We start from the raw sequence: 19,335 nt of genomic DNA, 5'->3' as shown, positions 1-19,335 counted from the left end.
CAAAGATACGGCGTAACTCTTCAACAACAGGAAAAGGAAATTGTTTACCCGCCCGTTCCGGCTTCCGCCGCTTTCAACCGCTGATCGTAGCGGCGGCTCAGCCACGCATTCAAAAACAACGTGGAAAGGATAATGCCGGTGCCGATGTAAAAATAGACAGTGAGGAATTTGTTGTGATCGAGTATCAGCCACGAAAGAATAATGCCGTAAACCGATTCGAGATTAAGCGTAAGCGAAACCGTATAAGGACTCACCGATTTAAGCACGCGCAGACTGATCAGGAATGGCAGCGACGTGCAGGCAATGCCCAGCAGCAGCATGTACATCCAGTTTTTATCGCTCATCACAAACATACTCCCCAAATCGTCGTGCGCAAAAAACATGTAAATACTCAATCCTCCCAAACCGCCCAGCATTTCATACACCGATACCACCGCCGACTGGTGGCCGCCCCGCACAAACGTGCTGTTAATTACCCCGAATACGGAAGAGGTTAATGCAGCAAGAATCCCCAGCACAATGCCCCATGCATACTCTGTTTCCACACCAAAAATGAGTCCGATGGCAATAATGACCAGAATGCCCGAAAAAATTTCGTAGCTGCGTATGCGGCGTTTAAAAAACAGCGGTTCAATAAACGCCGTAAACAACGATCCCGAAGCAAACACTGCCAGCGTAACCGAAGCATTACTCACCTTGATAGACCCGTAAAAACAAATCCAGTGCAAACCCACAATAAGTCCGGTGCCGAGATACTTCAGAATATTGCGTGGCGCAGCAAAAAGACTTTGCCGTGTAATAAGCAGCCATGAAATAATACCGCACGATGCAATCATTATACGTATCCACACAAGCTGATCGGTGGGCAGCGTAATTAATTCACCCAGTATAGCTGTCCAGCCCCAGATGAAAACAATAAAATGCAGCAGCAGGTAATCGGTTTTGTGTGGATTCACGTGGTTGAGTTGAGCAGGGCAAAGGTAAAAGGTTAGGCATTAGCAAAGTATGCGGCCGTATTATTCCTGCAAATTTGGTTGCTCAGACATTCTTCGCCTGAACAAATCAGTCCACACGGCCTTGTAAACCGCAGCATAAATCACCACCCAAAGCGGCAGCGCAAAAATCACCAGCCTGTCGCCCTGCCAGAAACTAATGCCCGACACAAGCAAAATATACACCAGCAATACACTTACAGCCCTGAAACCGGGAAACAACTGCCTGCGCCGGCGGCGTAAGAGCAAATAAAGCCAGCCGGCCAATGCAAGGAAATGTGCATAAAGCGACGTTTTTCGCATGATGTAACCCCAATGCGCGGTCATTTCAACTTCGCTCAGTTTTTTGATTAGTTGAGAACCGCTGTCCACATTGCCATAAATCACCTCAGCGGATGTTTGGGCTGTAATGAGCGGATGTTTGGCCGCTAATTTGATAACCGTTCCCGTGCTCGCCGCATGCACGGCACTGTCTATGGTTGACTTATCGGTTGCAGCCCCCCCTTCAGTCAAACTAAAGACAAATCCTTCAGTACGGGCATACAAAAGCCGGTAGTAGTATTCACGCAACGTAATTTCGCCAATACGTGAAAGAAAAAACTCGCCCTGCTGCACCTTCATCAGCACCGGCTGAACCAACACCACCATAAGCGAAAGACTTAAGATAAGTGCAGCCCGGCGCCGCAGCAGGAAGGTTCTTTCGCGCCAGCAAAGCCAGCATAGCGCCAATACATACATATACAGATACACCGGCTTTACCACCACAGCCACTGCAAGCACCGCCACAGCCTTCACCCGGCGCAGTGCATCGGCATGCGGCTTACGCGTGAGAAAATAAACAAACAACGCCATCAGAAACACCGATACTGTTTCGGTTAAGGCGTAAAGCGTATGCACCGCCAGCGAAGGATGCAGCGCATAAAAAAACCAAACCATCAACCAGCCAAACAAATTTTTTGAGGTTTGCCTGATGGCCGCAAACAACAGCAAACCACCACACACATGCAGCAAAGCCTGCATAAACCAAACCCCGAACTCACCGCCGGCCATTGCCGAGAGCTGTATGAACAACGGGTAAAGATACGGGCGTGTGTCTGAAGCATAATCGCCCGAACCGGTTAGATAAGCGCCATAGGCTTGATACTGTTGCGAATCCACCGCCGAATAAAGAGTGTCTGGTAATACGCGATCAAAATCCCACTGCACTAAAAAAAACACATAAGGCACCAGCAACAGTAGCATTTCAACCAGCATGCGCCTGTAATGCCATCCCTTTTCGGGCGTTTCGAGCAGAAATTTTTTTATCCTTTTCACCTATTAATTCCGTGTGAAGCGAAAGTAAACACTTTGCTGCTACCTGTGCAGGTATTTTGAACGCGTAAGATTTTTTTGCAAACGATTTGCAGCAGGATAAATCTCAACACATATTTGTATCGTTAGAAAAAAGCACATGCGTATTCTCCTTTTCATATCGGCCTTTTTATTGCTTGCCAAAGTTTCGTTTGCACAAAACTGCGCAGTAAGTGTTTCCTTAACTATCAACGGAAGTAATATTAATGCTACAGCCACATCCACCAATGCAACTTATCCGCTGTATTCATGGTATGACCCGGCTACAAACAGCTACACCAACCTATCGCCGGCAAATACCTACAATTTTACAATGCCCGCAAATGGTATGTTTTATTCCTGTGTGTGGATATATGATTCACTGAGCCAGTGCAGTGATTCGGCATGCTTTTACGTCTTTCAGCAATCAGGCTGCAATGCTTCATTTTATACATTCGACTCCCTCAACATTACCTTCTTTGTAAATACAAGCATAGCCGATTCGGGCAACACATTTGTGTGGGACTTTGGTGATGGCGGTTACTCCACCGATGCCGACCCTTCATACACCTACGCCCAGCCCGGTATTTACTCGGTTTGTTTACTCATACTCGACTCCAGTCAGTTTCCCTGCGATACACTTTGCCAGCAATTAACCGTAAACTACGTGGCACAAACCGGCTTAAACGAACAGTCGGGGCTTACTGGTAATGTGAGCCTGTATCCAAATCCTGCAACCGGCACGGCCACACTCCGTTGGGAGCAAAACACCACAGCCCCGCATAAAATAACCATACTCGACTTAACAGGTCGCACTGTATATACCGCGCTCAACACGCCATACACCACCGGGCAACAATTAATTAGCCTTCCCCTTGCTGAACTGCCCGGTGGTGTTTATCTGGTGAAAATTGAAAACGAAAGCGGACAGCAGGCCGTAACACGCCTTACTGTTCAACCCGAATAAACAATACATCCCCAAACTCCTGTGGTTGTGTGTGTATCCGCAGGTAATTAAGACCGGAAGCGCTGAAGGGAGATGGCGCTTCCGGCTTTTTTTATCCGTTTATGAATCATTCTGGTCAGAACCGGCCTGCTGCGTAACTTTACCGCATGGCCGGTTTTCTTTATCTCGATCATAACGCTACCACTGCTGTTGACACGCGCGTGCTGGATGTCATGCTGCCCTTGTTTACCGAAAATTACGGCAACGCCTCCAGCCGCACACACCGTAAAGGCTGGGAAGCCGCACAGGCTGTGGACACCGCCCGTGCGCAGGTGGCCGGGCTGCTGAACTGCACTCCGCAGGAAATAATTTTCACCTCCGGGGCTACCGAAGCCATAAACCTCGCCATTCGTGGCGTAATGAGCGCGTGGAGCAGCCGCGGCAAACACCTTATTACAGCCGCCACCGAACACAAAGCCGTGCTCGATACCTGCCGCGATCTTGAGCAGCAGGGCTGCCAGCTTACCCTGCTGCCCGTAAACCGCGAAGGCCTTGTGGACCCCGCCGCACTGCGCGCCGCACTCAGGCCCGATACCGTGCTCGTATGCATCATGCACGCCAACAACGAAACCGGAACCGTGCAGCCAATACGTCAGCTGGCCGATATTACACACGCCGCCGGCGCACTCTTTATGAGCGATACCACCCAAAGCGCCGGCAAAATTCCGGTCGATGTGCAGGAACTTGGTATCGACATCTGCTGCATCTCGGCGCATAAAATGTATGGCCCCAAAGGCGCCGGCGCACTCTACATCCGCCGCCGCGATCCGCGTGTTACCCTGCATCCGGTATTTACCGGGGGCGGACACGAACGCGGCCTGCGACCCGGCACACTCAACGTGCCCGGCATTGCCGCACTCGGTAAAGCCTGCCAGCTGGCTGCGGCCGAATGGTGGGACAATGCCTCGCGTATTTCCTCACTACGCACCCGTTTCGAACAAATCCTCACCGATTTGCCCGACGTATTCGTAAACGGCAGCATCCGCAACCGCCTGCCAAACACCACACACCTCACCTTCAACGGCATCCGCGCCGATCAGCTCATTGCCCGGCTGCCACACATCGGCATGGCCACCGGCTCGGCCTGCACATCAGCCCTGCCCGAACCCTCGCACGTGCTTACCGCTATGGGCCTGAGTGCCCCCGAAAGCCACGCCAGCATACGCTTTTCACTCGGCACACACACACCAGAAACCGAAACCCTGCAGGCCGCCCGCGAAATAGCCGCTGCCGTACTCGAACTTCGCCTCCTGTGAAAGTAGGCCGATAAAATTTAGCTTTGCACACCGTCTCAAACCCGTTTTTACTTTGTACCAAAACACGCTTTCCTCCGTTTATTCATACATGAAACAACTCACCGCTCTGCTGCTTCTGCTGCTGCTCCCTCTCGCCGCATCAGCACAGCTCGTCCCTACCCAGCCCGAATCAAAACAAAAAACGCGCAAACCCGCCCGTGCAAAACAGGAAGTGAAAACCCAGTTCTGGGACGAAAAAAAGAAAGTGAAAAAGAGCGAAGAAGCCATGCTCGACGGCCGTTTGCATGGAAAATGCACCTACTGGTACGAAAATGGCAAAGTAGCCCGCACAGGCTGGTACTACAACGGAAAAATAGACAGCACCTGGAACTATTTTTACGACGACGGAAAACAGAAAGCCAAAGAATATTACTATCAGGGCGATAAATACGGCCCGGCTATTTACTGGTACAAAAACGGACAAATGGCCCTGCGCAGCCGCTATGTGAAAAATTTGCCCGACAGTGTATGGACAAGCTGGTACGAAAACGGACAAGTCAAATCGGAAGAACAGTTTCGTGTGGTGTGGGTGAACTTCCAGTACAAAGCCCAGAAACACGGCCATTTCCGGTATTGGTCGGCCGACGGAAAACCCGAAAACGACGGATGGTTTGTGAGCGACACCTTACATGGTGAGTTTACGGCCTGGCATACAAACGGAAATAAAAAAGAAAACGGAAACTATGTGAAGGGAGAAAAATCGGGGACGTGGAATGAATGGTATGCAAACGGAAAACCACTGCGTGAAGTTGAATACAAAGATGAACTGGAATACATCTGGAATCTTTGGGGCGAAGACAATGTGCAGGTGATCAAAAACGGAAACGGCACCATTCTGCTCGCTTACGAAAACGGAAACCGCCAAACACTGGGCTACTACCGCGGCGGCCTGCGCGACAGCGTATGGACACACTGGAAACCGTCGGGCACAAAAGATTACACAGAAACATTTGCCCGCGGTAAACGAAACGGCCCCACCACCGCCTGGTTCGAAGATGGCAGCGTAAGCATTCGCGGTCAATACCTGAACGACCAGAAAGACAGTGTGTGGATCTGGTACAAAAAAGATGGCAGCAAAGAAATGGAAGGCGAGTTTAGAAACGACCTCCGCAACGGCCACTGGACCTATTGGTTTGAAAACAAACCGCAAATGGAAATGGAAGGCTGGTACAAAGACGATAAAGAAGACAGCCTCTGGAATTTCTGGTACCCGAACGGGCAGCAATACAAACAGGGCACGTTTAAAGAAGGCAAGAAAAACGGAAGCTGGACATTCTGGTTCGAAAACGGACAAAAACTACAGGAAGGCCGCTACGTGATGAACAAGGAAGACGGCGACTGGATAAGCTGGTACGACAATGGACAGATTAAAGATAAAGGCAGCTTTGATAAAGGTATGATGATTGGCCTCTGGGAAGGCTGGTATTACAACGGCAAACAAAACTACCGCGGAGGTTACAAAAACGGCGTGAAAAACGGGCCCTGGCAATTCTGGTGGGACAATGGCAATAAACTTTCGGTGGGCAACTACCGCATGGGCATTCGCGAAGGAAAATGGTCGTCATGGTTTAAAACCGGCATTCTCGACGAATCAGGCACCTATAAAAACGACAAAACAAACGGTAACTGGGTTTACTACTATGAAACCGGTGCACTGAAAAGCAAAATGAAATACAAGGAAGGCCGTGTAACGGGTAAAACCAAAAATTACTACATGGACGGCAAGGTGCAAAGTATCACCAAAAACAAGATTTTCAAAGAGAAGGAATATGTGCTCACGCAAACCAACGGGAAGAAGGTGTACAAAACCCGGCTGGTGAGCAAACCGCACGGTAAGTGGGTGTATTACAGCCCCGAAGGCAAGGTGCTTTTTGACGTGAAGTATAAAAAAGGCGTGCGGCTATAGCGGTTATACGCTGTAACTATAACAGCCGGTTTCGTTATTCGGGAAAAGGATAATGAAACCGGCTGCTTTTTTGCTCGCGTTTTTTCTTTCTCTTGCTGCATTTGCCCAGCAAAGCAACCGTTTCTGCGATTTTGGCCGTGGCTGCGTAACGGCTATCAACTACAAAACATTCGTGTTTGCAGGAGCTGGTGTAAACTGCCGGCAAGGATTTTACGGCTCGTTCGGATGTACGCTGTGGTACAGAATTATACGCAGCAACCGCAAACACATGTGCGATCATCACTGGCTGATTCTGGCCAATGTGGCACCGCTGGCCACAAAGCAATCGTTTTCGCTGGTAATGAGTGATTTGTGGTTGCGGAAGGAAACTAACAGCCTTATTGAAATTATTCCTTCAATGATCCGCATTGGCCCGTCGGTTCAGCGATTGTGGCAATACGATAAGCGCCGCTGGCTTCCGGGAGCGGGGCTGGGGTTAATTTATGACCGTGTTTCAATAGTTTTACATCTGCACACCCCGGCAAACTCAAAGGAGTTGCAAAAACGCCTGAATGGCGGAATTACGCTGATTTATTGTGTTGAAACCGGAAGCATGTATGCCTGCCGCAGATAAAAAAAGGCTGTCTTTCGTGTTCGAAGACAGCCTTTCAGCCTGCCAGAGGCTTATTGAGCGGAGTGGATGGATGGTGCATAAAATCAGGCAAAGCGGTTTTGCTTTGCTAATTAAACTTAAGTTTCTGATAATTAGGACGTTTTCTTGCGCAGGCGGCGGAAGTGCGGATCATTGGGATGATCGAAATGCGGGCGGTTAGCATTGTTTTGCGACTGGTTTGAGCCGGAAGATTTGCCATTGCTCAGGAACCATGCAGCCAGTATAACGCCGATAATGAGCGCGATATACATGAAAATTTCACCGGCCGAAATGGTGGTGCCTGCTGCAAAAAGCGCATTCCCTGCTGCCATTGCTCCGGCAAGCAACGCTACATTGCGGCTTGTCTGGGTCGTTTGTGTTTGCTTTTCCATGACTTTTATTGTGTTTTTGTTTTGCCAAACCGGTATTTTGCGGGGTGCAAACAACCGTAAATACGAATTATCGAACCTAATCTTTAATTCGTCTAACAAAAATATAACATTATCGGGTGATTTGTCAAGAGTTCAAGCAAAATAAAACTGTTGCTTTTTCGGAAAACTTGTTTTACTTTTGCATCGCATTTTCAAAAAAATAACTATGCAGGGGGCCAGTGCCCCCTGTTTCTTTGTCTGATGATTACACCTCAATATATAGCCGATCTGGCCTCAGCCAAGCTTGCCGACAGTGGCAGCTATCTGGTTGATGTGTCTGTGGCTCCCGGCAACCGCATCGTTGTTACAATTGACAATGAGCAAGGACTGGGTATTGCCGATTGTGTGGCCATGAGCCGCTGGATTGAAAACCAGCTTGACCGTGAAGCGGAAGACTTTTCGCTTGATGTAACTTCGCCTGGGCTCGACCAGCCGTTTAAAGTATTTCGCCAGTATGTAAAAAACATTGGCCGCGAGGTGGAAGTAAAACAAACCGACGGCAAAAAACTGGGCGGCATACTCGTTAGTGCTGCCGAAGGAGAAGGTATTGTGATTGAAGAGAAGAAACGCGAAAAAGTAGAAGGCAAAAAATCAAAACAAAACGTGACCTACCGCCACGAGGTTCCGTTTGCCAGCATAAAAGAAACCAAAATCGTAATCAAATTCTAAATCCGAATAACCGTTTTTCAATCCAAATACAATGGAAAACATCAATCTCATCGAATCCTTTTCAGAATTTAAGGATACGAAGAACATAGACCGGGCCACGCTCATGAGCATCATCGAAGATGTGTTTCGCAGCATGATCCGTAAACGCTACGTAAGCGATGAAAACTTCGACATTATCGTAAACCCCGAACGCGGTGACCTTGAGATATGGCGTAACCGCGAAATTGTGGACGATGAGTTTGCCGAAGACAGCTTCGATTACGACGAGAACAAGCACATCAGTCTTACCGATGCGCGTAAGATTGAGCCCGACTTCGAAATCGGCGAGCAGGTTACAGACCGTATCATGCTCGAAGATTTTGGCCGCCGCGCCGTACTGGCTATCCGCCAGAACCTCGTATCACGCGTGCTTGATCTGGAGAAAGATGAACTCTACAAAAAGTACAAGGAGCGTGTGGGCGATGTAATTACCGGTGAAGTGTATCAGGTGTGGAAAAAAGAAACGCTTGTGCTTGACGACGAAGGCAACGAACTCATTCTGCCCAAAAACGAACAAATCCCCGGCGATTTCTTCAAGAAAGGCGATGCCGTGCGTGCTGTAGTTTCTAAAGTGGATATGCGCAACAACACGCCCGTAATTATCCTCTCGCGCACCTCACCCGTGTTCCTCGAAAAACTCTTCGAAAACGAAGTGCCCGAAATTTACGACGGCCTCATCACCATCAAGAAAATTGTTCGCGAACCCGGCGAACGCGCCAAAGTAGCCGTAGAATCATACGACGACCGTATTGACCCGGTAGGCGCCTGCGTGGGTATGAAAGGCTCGCGTATTCATGGCATCGTGCGCGAACTGCGCAACGAAAATATCGACGTAATTAACTATACCTCCAACAACGACCTGTTCATCCGCCGCGCCCTCAATCCGGCCAAAATCACTACCGTGAAACTGGACGAGGAAAACAAACGCGCCGAAGTTTACCTCAAACCCGACCAGGTATCGCTGGCAATTGGCAAAGGCGGCCACAATATCCGCCTCGCCGGCCGCTTAACCGGCTATGAAATAGACGTGTACCGCGATACCGACGAAGATGTGGAAGACGTAAAACTCGACGAATTCAGCGACGAAATCGAACAGTGGATCATTGACGAGTTCAAGTCGATTGGCTGCGACACCGCCAAATCAGTACTCGAACTTAACGATGAGGAATTAGTGAAACGCACTGATCTTGAGGAAGAAACAGTACGCGAAGTGAAGCGCATCCTGCGCTCTGAGTTTGAATAAACAATTACAAAACAGCAGCAGCGAAGAGAAAAACATCGCTTTTCGCTGCTGCTGTTTGCGATAATGCGGAAATTATGGTGCTAAATCCGCTTTGTTTTCCGACCTTTGCACCCGCAAGCCTGAGGAAGGCACATTATGGCAGAAACCGAAAAAACTATCCGTCTCAGCAAAGTCAAGAGCGAATTTAATGTTTCGCTCGAACGGATCTTTGAATACCTCGAAGATCAGGGATTTCAAGTTGAGCGTAATCCGAACGGCAAAATATCCGATGAGATGTACAAATCTCTTCAGGATGAATTTGCCATTGACCGCGAGGAAAAAGAAGAAGCCAAGATGGTTGGCCTTAGCACCAAAACACGCAAGGAAACCATTTCGCTCCAGGACGACTCGCGCAATAAAAAGCCGAGCGAGCGTGAACAGGAAGAAATCCTGATCAAAGAAACCACACCCTCGGCCAAGACCACACCTGCCCCTACTCCGGCAGTTAAGAAAGAAGAAAAACCACAGCCTGTGGAAATTCCCGCTGTGGAGCCCGCCGCTGAGGTGAAAACCGAAACTCCCGAGCCCGAAGTAAAACAACCCGTGGTTGAAACACCCGAGCCTGTGGTTACTCCGGTAGCCGAAGTAACTCCGGAGCCGGAAGTGAAAGAAACAAAACCCGAAACGGGCATTGGTCTGAAGATCATTTCTAAAATTGATCTCGGCGACACAAAACCCAAAAACCGCGGTAAGGAGAAGGAAAAAGAAAAGGAGAATAAAAAACAGGCGCCCGCTGCCGATAAGCAGCAACCCAAAAAGGAAACGCCCAAAACTCCCGCAGTTACTCCCCAGCAGGAGAAACCCCAGCCCAAAACCGAAACGCCTCCTCCGGTAGTAGAAACTCCGGTAGCCAAACCCGAAGAAACAGCCCCCCCCGAACCCCCAAAACCCGAAGAAGAAGTACTCTTCCGCCGCACTGTAGAAAAACTCGAAGGCCCAAAAATCATGGGTCGCATCGAGCTGCCGGTGAAAGAAGACAAGAAAAAACCGGTTGCCTCCTCGTCGGCTGCGTTTGAAGCCGAAAAGAAGAAAAAGCGCAAACGCATTAATAAAGACGGCTCACCTGCCGGAAACAACCAGCAGGGTGGCGGAAACAACCAGAACCGTGGCGGCGGAAACAACCAGAACCGCGGCGGAAATCAGGGTCAGGGCGGAAATAACCAGAACCGCGGCGGAAATAATCAGAACAAAGGCGGCAATAACCAAAACCGCAACCAGCGCGATCAGCCCAAAGCTGAACTCACTGAAGAAGAAATCCAGGCACAGATTAAAGAAACACTTGCCCGCCTCAGCGGACAAGGTAAATCGAAAGCCTCGAAATATCGCCGCGACAAACGCGAGATTGTGAGCCAGCGTATGCAGGACCAGCTCGATCGCGCCGAAGCCGAAAAGAGCGTACTCAAGGTTACCGAGTTTGTAACCGCCAACCAGCTGGCTACCATGATGGACGTACCTGTGACGAAAATCATCTCCACCTGTATGACGCTCGGCCTGTTTGTGTCGATCAACCAGCGCCTCGATGCCGAAACAATTACCATCCTGGCCGAAGAAATGGGCTACAAGGTGGAGTTTGTGAGCGTGGAAGTGCAGGAAGCCATCAAGGAAGAAGAAGATACGCCCGATCAGCTTGTGTCACGTCCGCCCATTGTTACAGTAATGGGTCACGTTGACCACGGTAAAACCTCGCTGCTCGACTATATCCGCAAAGCCAACGTTATTGCGGGCGAGGCCGGTGGTATTACCCAGCATATCGGTGCCTACAGCGTAACACTCGAAAACGGCAAGCACATCACCTTCCTCGATACGCCGGGTCACGAAGCGTTTACCGCCATGCGTGCCCGTGGTGCGCAGGTAACCGACGTAGCCATTATTGTGGTTGCGGCCGACGACAGCGTGATGCCCCAAACTGTGGAAGCCATTAACCACGCACAGGCTGCCGGCGTTCCCATTGTGTTCGCCATCAACAAAATTGACAAGCCGGGTGCAAACCCCGACAAAATCCGCGAAGCACTGGCCGCCATGAATATTCTGGTGGAAGAGTGGGGCGGTAAATACCAGTGTCAGGAAATTTCGGCCAAGAAAGGCCTGAACATTGATGTGCTGCTTGAGAAAGTATTGCTCGAAGCCGAAATTCTCGACCTCAAAGCCAATCCGAACAAGCGCGCACTGGGAACGATTATCGAATCAACCCTCGACAAAGGCCGTGGTTACACAGCTACCATGCTGGTTGAAAACGGTACACTGCATGTGGGCGATGTAATTCTGGCCGGCTGCTACAGCGGCCGCGTAAAAGCCATGCACAACGAGCGCGGCGGCGTAGTAGAAACCGTTGGCCCGGCTACTCCGGTGCAGATTCTCGGTTTAAACGGCGCTCCGCAGGCCGGCGATAAGTTTAACGTAATGGTTGATGAACGCGAAGCCCGCGACATTGCCACACGCCGCCTCCAGCTCCAGCGCGAACAGTCGATCCGCACACAGAAGCACATCACCATCGAAGAAATCGGACGCCGTATCGCGCTCGGCGACTTCAAAGAACTCAACATCATCATTAAAGGTGACGTGGATGGTTCTATCGAAGCGCTGGCCGACTCGCTGCTCAAGCTTTCGACCGAGAAGATTCAGATCCGCATTGTACACAAAGGCGTGGGTGCCATCAGCGAAAGCGATGTGCTGCTCGCCTCTGCGTCAAACGCCATTATCATCGGCTTCCAGGTACGCCCCACGGCCAACGCCAAGAAGCTGGCCGAAACCGAGCAGATCGACATCCGCCTCTACTCGATTATTTACAAAGCCATCGACGAAATCAAGGCGGCCATGCTTGGCATGCTTGCCCCGGAATTCGAAGAGAAAGTGGTATGCAACATCGAAATCCGCGAAGTATTCCGCATCTCGAAAGTGGGCACCATCGCAGGCTGCTATGTACTCGACGGCAAAGTAAACCGCAACACCAAAGTGCGTGTCATCCGCGATGGCATTGTACTGCACGAAGGTTCACTCGGCTCACTCAAACGCTTCAAAGACGACGTGAAAGAAGTGAACGCCGGCTACGAATGCGGTCTCAACATTGATAAGTTCGACAACATCGAAGTGGGCGACCTCATCGAAGGTTTCGAAATGGTGGAAATCAAGCGCAAGCTGTAATCTTCCACTTCCTTTCAACTACACAGCGGCCTGAAGCAATTCAGGCCGCTTTTTTTGTACTTCTGAACCGGAGAAAATACCCCGGGATATGATCTGTGTTAACGTTAGAGGCAGATACAACTGTATCGAAACAACATAAATACTTCTATAATAATTGATCGTAACTATAATACAGCTGCAAAAAGACAGATAGAACAAGCTGATAACGGTATGTTCTATTCATGAATAACCAAATCAGATCAGGCAAGGGCTACGCAGACAATACTGCTAATATTTGTATTGAAGAGATAGCGACCCGTTCGATAGTATTGATAAATGTAAATTGGATATACATCTTTACGCTTCATCCGTTTACCGTACAAACTCATCACTCACCAACTTCCCCTCCGCATAATCAATCACCATAAAACCAGTTCCCACAGCCACTAATTTCGAACGGAGATAAACCAGATACAATCGTTTTCTGTTGTTGTCGTAAAACCCGAAACAGTCCTGATCTGGTGCTCCGTTCATTTTGCAGGTATGTGTGGTTTGTCCGTTTATACGGATTGTAAGCGTAAACATACCCACACCGTGTTCGGTGTAGCGTGTAAAGAGGAGAGCGTTTGGCGAAAATTGCGGAGGAAGTTCTGTGTCCGAGCGGCGGCTGTCTTCGTGGTAAATTTCAAAAACGGGATCGCTGCTGTTCCGGGAATAGAGGTGTGTAAATTTGTTTTTTAAAGCACGTATGCCAAATTCGAGCTGCACGCCATGCTTAGATGCATATGCGGAAAGGCTGCGTTTCACAAATTCACTCTGCAAATCAATTCCGGTGCCGCGTTGTTTGGCAAGCAGTTCAAATTTACCTGTATGCAGGTGAAAGAGATAATGTTTATACACATCAAATGAATCGCCGTCTTCGGGAATGATGCGCTCGTAGCCAAGAATATGCAAAACAGGCCGTTGCTTATCGGCCATGAAATACAATACCGAAGTAAGCGGACGTTTATTTACAAACCGCCGGGTCAGCAAAGCCACAATTGCCATCAGTCCCAGTGAGGAGAGAACGATAATAAGTACTTCGTGGGTGTTATTCATCCGGCTCGGGTTTGAGTAAAGATACAAAGGGCAGGCAGGCTGCAAATCAAAGGCGCACCACAGCCACAGCCGGATGCGCCTTTTCACCTGACCAAAAAAAAATTATTGTGTCATCATTATTTTAGCACTTGCTGTACCATCTTTCCAGTGTGCACGAACGAACAATAATCCCGAAGTAAATTCATGAAGCAGTAATGTGGTTTGTGAAGTACCCGGCTGCACCTGCTGGCTATAAACCACACGCCCCGTTATATCCAGCACCTCAAGCGTAACCTGTTGCGCCGCCGCTACAGCAGGCAGTGTAACCACACAAGTATTGTTTTGCTGCAAAATTCCCAGTTGCAGCGCAGGCAATGCTGCCACAGCCGTACTTGGCCCCGACGAACCAATACAACAGTTGCCACCCGAACTCAGCGGTACCGGCTGCGACGGCCAGCAGCCATACTGCACACGGTGCGAATAGAGCGTGCTGCCAAGTGTTTGCTGGAAGTAATCCACAATCTGATCAACCGTGTTGCAGCCTCCCTGCGTACTGGCCGTATCGCACGAATAGCCGCAGATGATGCTTGAATAGCCGTTCGGATTACTCAGCGTAACATTGGGTGCAAACACAATGTTGCTGGTTGCATTGGTTGCACCGGTAATTGTAGTAACCGGCGAACCCTGAAGATTACAGTTGTTGTTGGTCCCGTTGTATCCCGCATAGTACACCTGCGTTACATTACCTGCATACGTGCCGGTGATGGCCACACGCACATACTCATAGGATACAATGCCGATGTGAATGTTGGGAATATTCACATCCACATTCAGCGTAAGCGCACCACCATCGTAATTTGAATAGAGAAACAAATTGCCGTTGGCATTGCAAATAGTTTGCGCCTGCGTGTGTGCAGCAAACAACAGCGACCCGGCCAAAAGAAGCGTGTGTAGTGTTTTTTTCATCGGCATTTGTATTAAGGGTGAAACAATCAGAGAATGGGCGTTTTTCCGCCTATTGATTTTCCGCCGGTGTAGCGGAAGGTGACTTCAAAACCACCACGTCCGTTGGTTGAATTGCTGAGCGATGAAATATTGGCATCATAGCTCAGTCCGAGGCTGTAGTTGCTCCATTGCAGTTGCGCCGCAACAGCCAGGGCATCGCGGTTACGCCAGTATGCACCCACTGCAACCGACGATGACGATACAAAGCCCGTGTAGCGCGATGCCTCTTTTACGGTATAGCGGATGAGCGAACCTACTACAAGTTCACTGGTTTGCTGATACTGAAACAGCACGGCAGGCAGCAAGGCCAGCGGTGTATTGGAAATACCGATCAATGCATCGCCGTGAAACGAATAGCGCCGCGCCACAGCATCGGTGCCGTTGAATGCAATATTGGGCGCTGCCAGGTGCCACACACCGCCGCCCAAACGAAACATTCGCTGGTTATTTGCCGTCATATACGACTCGCTGCTTTTGAATGTCCAGCAAATACCCGCACCAAAATCCATCATGCTCCGGCGCAGATTTGTGGTGGCTTCGCCCGGCAACGCATTGTTGTAAGCCATACCATCGTACTGCGAGCCCCACTGCAAACCGGCATCACCAAAACTCCGCTGCAAATAGCCCGCATATACACCCGCACCCAGCGTTTGTTTGAGCCCGAGGCGTACATGGTATGCATACGTAAGCCCCGCATTAAGTGTATTCAGACGCGCTGTACCCGCACGGTCGTTAAGTACCATAACACCGGCAGCCGAAAATCCTTTTTTTGCCTTCGCCTCACCCAGCCTGAATTGTCCGGAGGCATAGGAACTCTGATAAAAATCGCCAATGCCCCCCCACTGATCACGGTAAATTACATTGGCCGTAACCGGCGAAAGTGCACCCGCCCCCGCAGGATTCAGCCAGTCGATGCCTGAGGTAAACTGCGTGAAATGCACATCCTGTCCGTAGGAATAATACCATGCAAGAAGGCATAAAAAAAGCAGACTGTTTTTTTTCATAAATCGGTTATTGCATAAGTTGAACATCGCCCGCAAGCGCTATTGTTTCGCCGGTAATGAGTGTGGCCCGGAGCTGCCATGCATAAATGCCGTTGTCGAGCAGGTTGCCGCGCCAGGTACCGTCCCAGCCGCTGCCGGGATCATTGCCCGAATACACGCGAACGCCCCAGCGGTCAAACACATCAAGCTGCATACTCACCACACAATTTCCAAACACCCTGAACACATCATTTATGTTATCACCATTGGGCGAAAACACATTCGGCACAAACACATCGCCGCACTGCACATCCACCACAATGGTTACCACGGCTGTATTACTGCAGCCGTTGGCATCGGTGCCGGTTACGGTGTAAGTAGTGGTAACTGATGGCGTGGCAACCGGACTTGCACAATTGCTGCAGCTGAGTCCGGTTTGCGGCAGCCACGTGTAGCTTGTTGCTCCGCCTGCGCTGAGTGTGATTGAGTTTCCGAAAAGAATAGTAGCGCCGGGACTCACTGTAACTACAGGCCCGCTTCCCGATGCAACTGATGTGGTAAATGTGGATGAGCAGTTGTTGAGATCAGTAACCGTGCAGGAATAGGTGCCGGGCAGCAGCGAGGTGGCTGTAGCCGTGGTTTGCACCGGCGATGTGCTCCAGCTGTACTGATAGCCCGGTGTGCCGCCGCCGGCAGCAAGCGTTGCTGTGCCTGAATTATCGGTCGGACAAAGCGCCGGTGTGGAAGAAACTGTGGCCGTAAGCGCAGGTGGCTGCGAAACAACTGCGCTTACTGTGTCCAGACAGCCTGATGAATCGGCAATGATACAGATGTAGTTGCCGGCCTGCAAACCGGTGGCCGTAGCGGCATTGCCACCTGCGGGCTGCCAGTTGTAGGTAAACGGCGCATTGCCACTGCCCGGTGTGGCTGTGGCTGTGCCCGTGGCATCGCCGAAACAGGCCACAGCCGTAGCCACTGCCACACTATTGGTGAGCGAACAGCATGGCAGTACAACAATCGTATCGGTTAAAAATGTGGACCATGAACCATGACAGTAGTCGCCCACGGTAAATGAATACACGCCCGGTTGTGTAATATTGATTACCGGTCCGATGGTTCCGTCGCTCCACACGTAACCGGGGTAAGTGGGCGGCTGAAACAGCACGGGGTAAAACGAAAGATCAAGGGTAATACTGCCGTTACACAGCAATGTATCGTCTGACGGAATAAAATCATAAGTGGCTGCCGGACGATAAATGGGATTGGGTGCAGTGGACGGTGTTTGCAGGCAACAGTTGCCACCATTACTCACCAGCATGGTTGAAGAAGGGAAACAGATATAATCGGTGTAATGCGCGTAAAGCGTACTTCCGGGGCCGAATTCGGAAAGAAAAAACTGCACAATCTGCGGCGATGAATTGCCGCCTCCGCTGGCCGTTTGTCCGCAGCCTTCGGCACCTACCATGCAGTTTACAAGCGGAATGGTCATAAACTGAAGCGTATCGCCCAAAAAATTCGCGATGGCTGTATTCCCGTCAGTTGTGGTGTAGGTATTTACAATGGATGCCGGTACACCGCTTATAGATACGGATCCTACCGTAGGTCCGCAACTGGTATTGTTCAGTCCTTCAAATCCCGCATAAATTACACCGGTTACATTTCCGGCAAACGCACCGGTAATATTTACCGCCACTGCTTCGTAAGTGCAGATACCAATTTTAAGGTTGGGGATATTTACATCCACATCAATGGTGAGATTTCCTCCTTCGTAATTGGAGTAAATCATTACGTTACCTGCGGCGTTACAAATGGTTTGTGCATGTACTGAAGTTGCACATACACAAAGCAGGAAAAGTACTTTCAGTTTCTTCATTCTGTTTACGCTATCGTAAAATTTGTACATCGCCGCTTTGCTTTACGGTTTGGCCGTTTACAAGTGTGGCGCTGAGTTGCCAGGCGTATATTCCGTTATCGAGTGCCGTGCCGTTGTAGGTACCATCCCAGTTACGGCTCAGATCAGTATTGTAAAACACGCGGTTGCCCCAGCGGTCAAACACTTCAAATACATAAGATGTAATGCAGTTTCCAAAAACGATCAGTTCATCGTTTTGCCCGTCGTTGTTTGGCGAAAATATATTGGGCACAAACACATCGCCGCAGTTCAGTTCAACCGTTACCAGCACGGTATCGCTGGCTACACAGCCGTCGGCACTGGTTACGGTTACCACATATTGTGTGGTGCCCGCCGGTGATGCTACCGGCGATGCGCAGTTTACACAACTCAAACCTGTTGCCGGCGACCATAAAAAGCTGCCACTTCCTGCAGCTGTAAGTGTTACATCCATTCCATAGTTTACACTTACATCGGCCCCGGCGTTTACGCTTGGCAGCGGGAGAACAGTTACCGTAACCGTATCGGTATCGATGCAATTGCCGTTGCTTACGGTTACGGTGTAGGTTGTGGTAACCACCGGCGATGCAAACGTAATGGCTGTATTGACCGATGATAAGCCTGCAGGCGGTTGCCAGGCGTAGTTGCTTCCTCCGCTGGCGGTAAGCTGTGCACCGCTGCCGAGGCAAATGAGTTCGGTGTTGCCGGCATCGGCCACGGGCTGTGTGTTTACGGCCACCACAATGGTATCGGTGCGTGTGCCGCAGCTGTCGCTCACTGTAACCCAGTAAGTGCCTGCCGTGCTCACGGTAATGCTTTGCGAAGTGGCGCCGGTGCTCCAGTTGTGTGTGGCGCTCGGACTGCCGGCATTGAGTGTAAGCTGCTGTCCGCCGCACAATGTAGTATCGGCACCCAGCTGCACCGGCGCACCGCACCCGCGCGAAATGCCAAACATGGGCCGCGATGTAAACGCCGTAGCCGTGGCCGAAGTAGATGGTGATGCATACTGCGTAATGGGAATACCGCCGTTATCGGCATAATGCCCCGCAATAGCGGCCGACGAAACGGCAAACTCAAACTGCACGGCAAGATTGTCGGTGAAATTGTAGGTGAATGGCGTTTGCAGTACAATGGGCGTCCAGTTGTCGGCAGGTACATTCCAGGCACCGGTGTTGTTGGTGTAGGTATAACTTGTGGCACTGAGCACCACCTGCGGTGTCCCCGCATTGAAATTGGCCGCAAAATTAGCCACCGGCGCCGCAAGTGTGGTGTGACCAAGTGTAATAACCAGGTTGGTAAATGTGGTGGAGGGATTTGACGAACTGCCTCCGTGTCTGAACCAGATGGTATCAATGGTAATGGAAGAAGTAACCGGATTGGTCATTCCCGCAATTTCGGCCTGGGTATAAATGAAAAGAAATTTATTGCAAAGCCCGTCGAGGAAAAACGAATTATTTACACCGGCGTTTGCGGGGTTGTGGAAATAATGCTGCGGCGTATTTTGTGCCTTCGCCATACCCGCACAGCAAAGACAAAATAAAATCAGTAACCGGTTTACCATGCTGCAATTTCGGTTAAAAAAGGCAAGCTGCGGTGGCAGGTTTAATTTATTCTTCTTCCGGCAAATTGTATTTTTTAATCTTTAATCTTCATCTTTACCTTTATTAACAATACTTTTA

Annotated in this window: 15 protein-coding genes; 7 read left to right on the top strand and 8 right to left on the bottom strand. The window is 50.1% G+C overall.

Annotation, left to right across the window (positions count from 1 at the left end; all coding sequences use genetic code 11):
- Positions 1-44: 44 nt before the first annotated feature.
- Both IM638_01665 and IM638_01660 read right to left on the bottom strand, forming a co-directional pair.
- A complete protein-coding gene (locus tag IM638_01665) occupies positions 45-956 on the bottom strand; it encodes an EamA family transporter (GenBank protein MCA6361720.1) in 912 nt (303 codons plus the stop codon).
- A 60-nt stretch (positions 957-1,016) separates the two neighbouring features.
- Entirely contained in the window at positions 1,017-2,306 is a 1,290-nt protein-coding gene (locus IM638_01660) for a hypothetical protein (GenBank protein ID MCA6361719.1), read from the bottom strand.
- Between the two features lie 136 nt (positions 2,307-2,442).
- Here IM638_01660 and IM638_01655 point away from each other — a divergent pair, with 136 nt between their 5' ends.
- The 4 genes from IM638_01655 to IM638_01640 all read left to right on the top strand — a co-directional run bounded on the left by IM638_01655 (position 2,443) and on the right by IM638_01640 (position 7,141).
- The gene (locus tag IM638_01655; GenBank protein ID MCA6361718.1) at positions 2,443-3,288 is read left to right on the top strand and encodes a T9SS type A sorting domain-containing protein; all 846 of its coding nucleotides are present in this window, start codon (positions 2,443-2,445) and stop codon (positions 3,286-3,288) included.
- Between the two features lie 146 nt (positions 3,289-3,434).
- Positions 3,435-4,583, top strand: a complete 1,149-nt coding sequence (locus IM638_01650; GenBank protein MCA6361717.1) for a cysteine desulfurase — start codon at positions 3,435-3,437, stop codon at positions 4,581-4,583.
- Between the two features lie 88 nt (positions 4,584-4,671).
- Complete coding sequence (locus IM638_01645) at positions 4,672-6,528, top strand: hypothetical protein (protein ID MCA6361716.1); 1,857 nt, start codon at positions 4,672-4,674, stop codon at positions 6,526-6,528.
- Between the two features lie 52 nt (positions 6,529-6,580).
- Positions 6,581-7,141: a hypothetical protein gene (locus IM638_01640; protein MCA6361715.1), complete on the top strand. Its 561-nt coding sequence runs from the start codon at positions 6,581-6,583 to the stop codon at positions 7,139-7,141.
- Positions 7,142-7,272: 131 nt separating this feature from the next.
- On the opposite strand, the gene IM638_01635 is transcribed toward IM638_01640, so the two are convergent.
- Positions 7,273-7,551, bottom strand: coding sequence for a hypothetical protein (locus IM638_01635; GenBank protein MCA6361714.1), 279 nt, complete (start codon positions 7,549-7,551; stop codon positions 7,273-7,275).
- Positions 7,552-7,791: 240 nt separating this feature from the next.
- Between IM638_01635 and rimP the strand changes: the two genes are divergently transcribed.
- The 3 genes from rimP to infB all read left to right on the top strand — a co-directional run bounded on the left by rimP (position 7,792) and on the right by infB (position 12,721).
- Entirely contained in the window at positions 7,792-8,259 is a 468-nt protein-coding gene (gene rimP / locus IM638_01630; GenBank protein ID MCA6361713.1) for a ribosome assembly cofactor RimP, read from the top strand.
- 31 nt (positions 8,260-8,290) lie between these two features.
- Entirely contained in the window at positions 8,291-9,541 is a 1,251-nt protein-coding gene (gene nusA / locus IM638_01625) for a transcription termination/antitermination protein NusA (protein MCA6361712.1), read from the top strand.
- Between the two features lie 135 nt (positions 9,542-9,676).
- Positions 9,677-12,721, top strand: coding sequence for a translation initiation factor IF-2 (infB, locus tag IM638_01620; protein MCA6361711.1), 3,045 nt, complete (start codon positions 9,677-9,679; stop codon positions 12,719-12,721).
- Between the two features lie 351 nt (positions 12,722-13,072).
- Here the strand turns inward: infB and IM638_01615 are convergent, their stop codons facing one another.
- The 5 genes from IM638_01615 to IM638_01595 form a co-directional block, all read right to left on the bottom strand.
- A complete protein-coding gene (locus tag IM638_01615; protein ID MCA6361710.1) occupies positions 13,073-13,798 on the bottom strand; it encodes a hypothetical protein in 726 nt (241 codons plus the stop codon).
- Positions 13,799-13,900: 102 nt separating this feature from the next.
- Positions 13,901-14,743: a hypothetical protein gene (locus IM638_01610; GenBank protein MCA6361709.1), complete on the bottom strand. Its 843-nt coding sequence runs from the start codon at positions 14,741-14,743 to the stop codon at positions 13,901-13,903.
- A gap of 26 nt (positions 14,744-14,769) precedes the next feature.
- Positions 14,770-15,786: a PorP/SprF family type IX secretion system membrane protein gene (locus IM638_01605; protein ID MCA6361708.1), complete on the bottom strand. Its 1,017-nt coding sequence runs from the start codon at positions 15,784-15,786 to the stop codon at positions 14,770-14,772.
- Positions 15,787-15,793: 7 nt separating this feature from the next.
- Complete coding sequence (locus IM638_01600) at positions 15,794-17,638, bottom strand: gliding motility-associated C-terminal domain-containing protein (protein ID MCA6361707.1); 1,845 nt, start codon at positions 17,636-17,638, stop codon at positions 15,794-15,796.
- Positions 17,639-17,648: 10 nt separating this feature from the next.
- Positions 17,649-19,172 (bottom strand): gliding motility-associated C-terminal domain-containing protein, encoded by a 1,524-nt coding sequence (locus IM638_01595; GenBank protein ID MCA6361706.1) that lies wholly within the window; start codon positions 19,170-19,172, stop codon positions 17,649-17,651.
- Between the last annotated feature and the right edge of the window lie 163 nt (positions 19,173-19,335).

The sequence above is a fragment of the Bacteroidota bacterium genome, assembly GCA_020402865.1.
GTDB lineage: Bacteria > Bacteroidota > Bacteroidia > Palsa-965 > Palsa-965.
The sequence above is the reverse complement of the archived record's forward strand: the minus strand, read 5'-3'. Positions and strand labels throughout refer to the sequence as shown.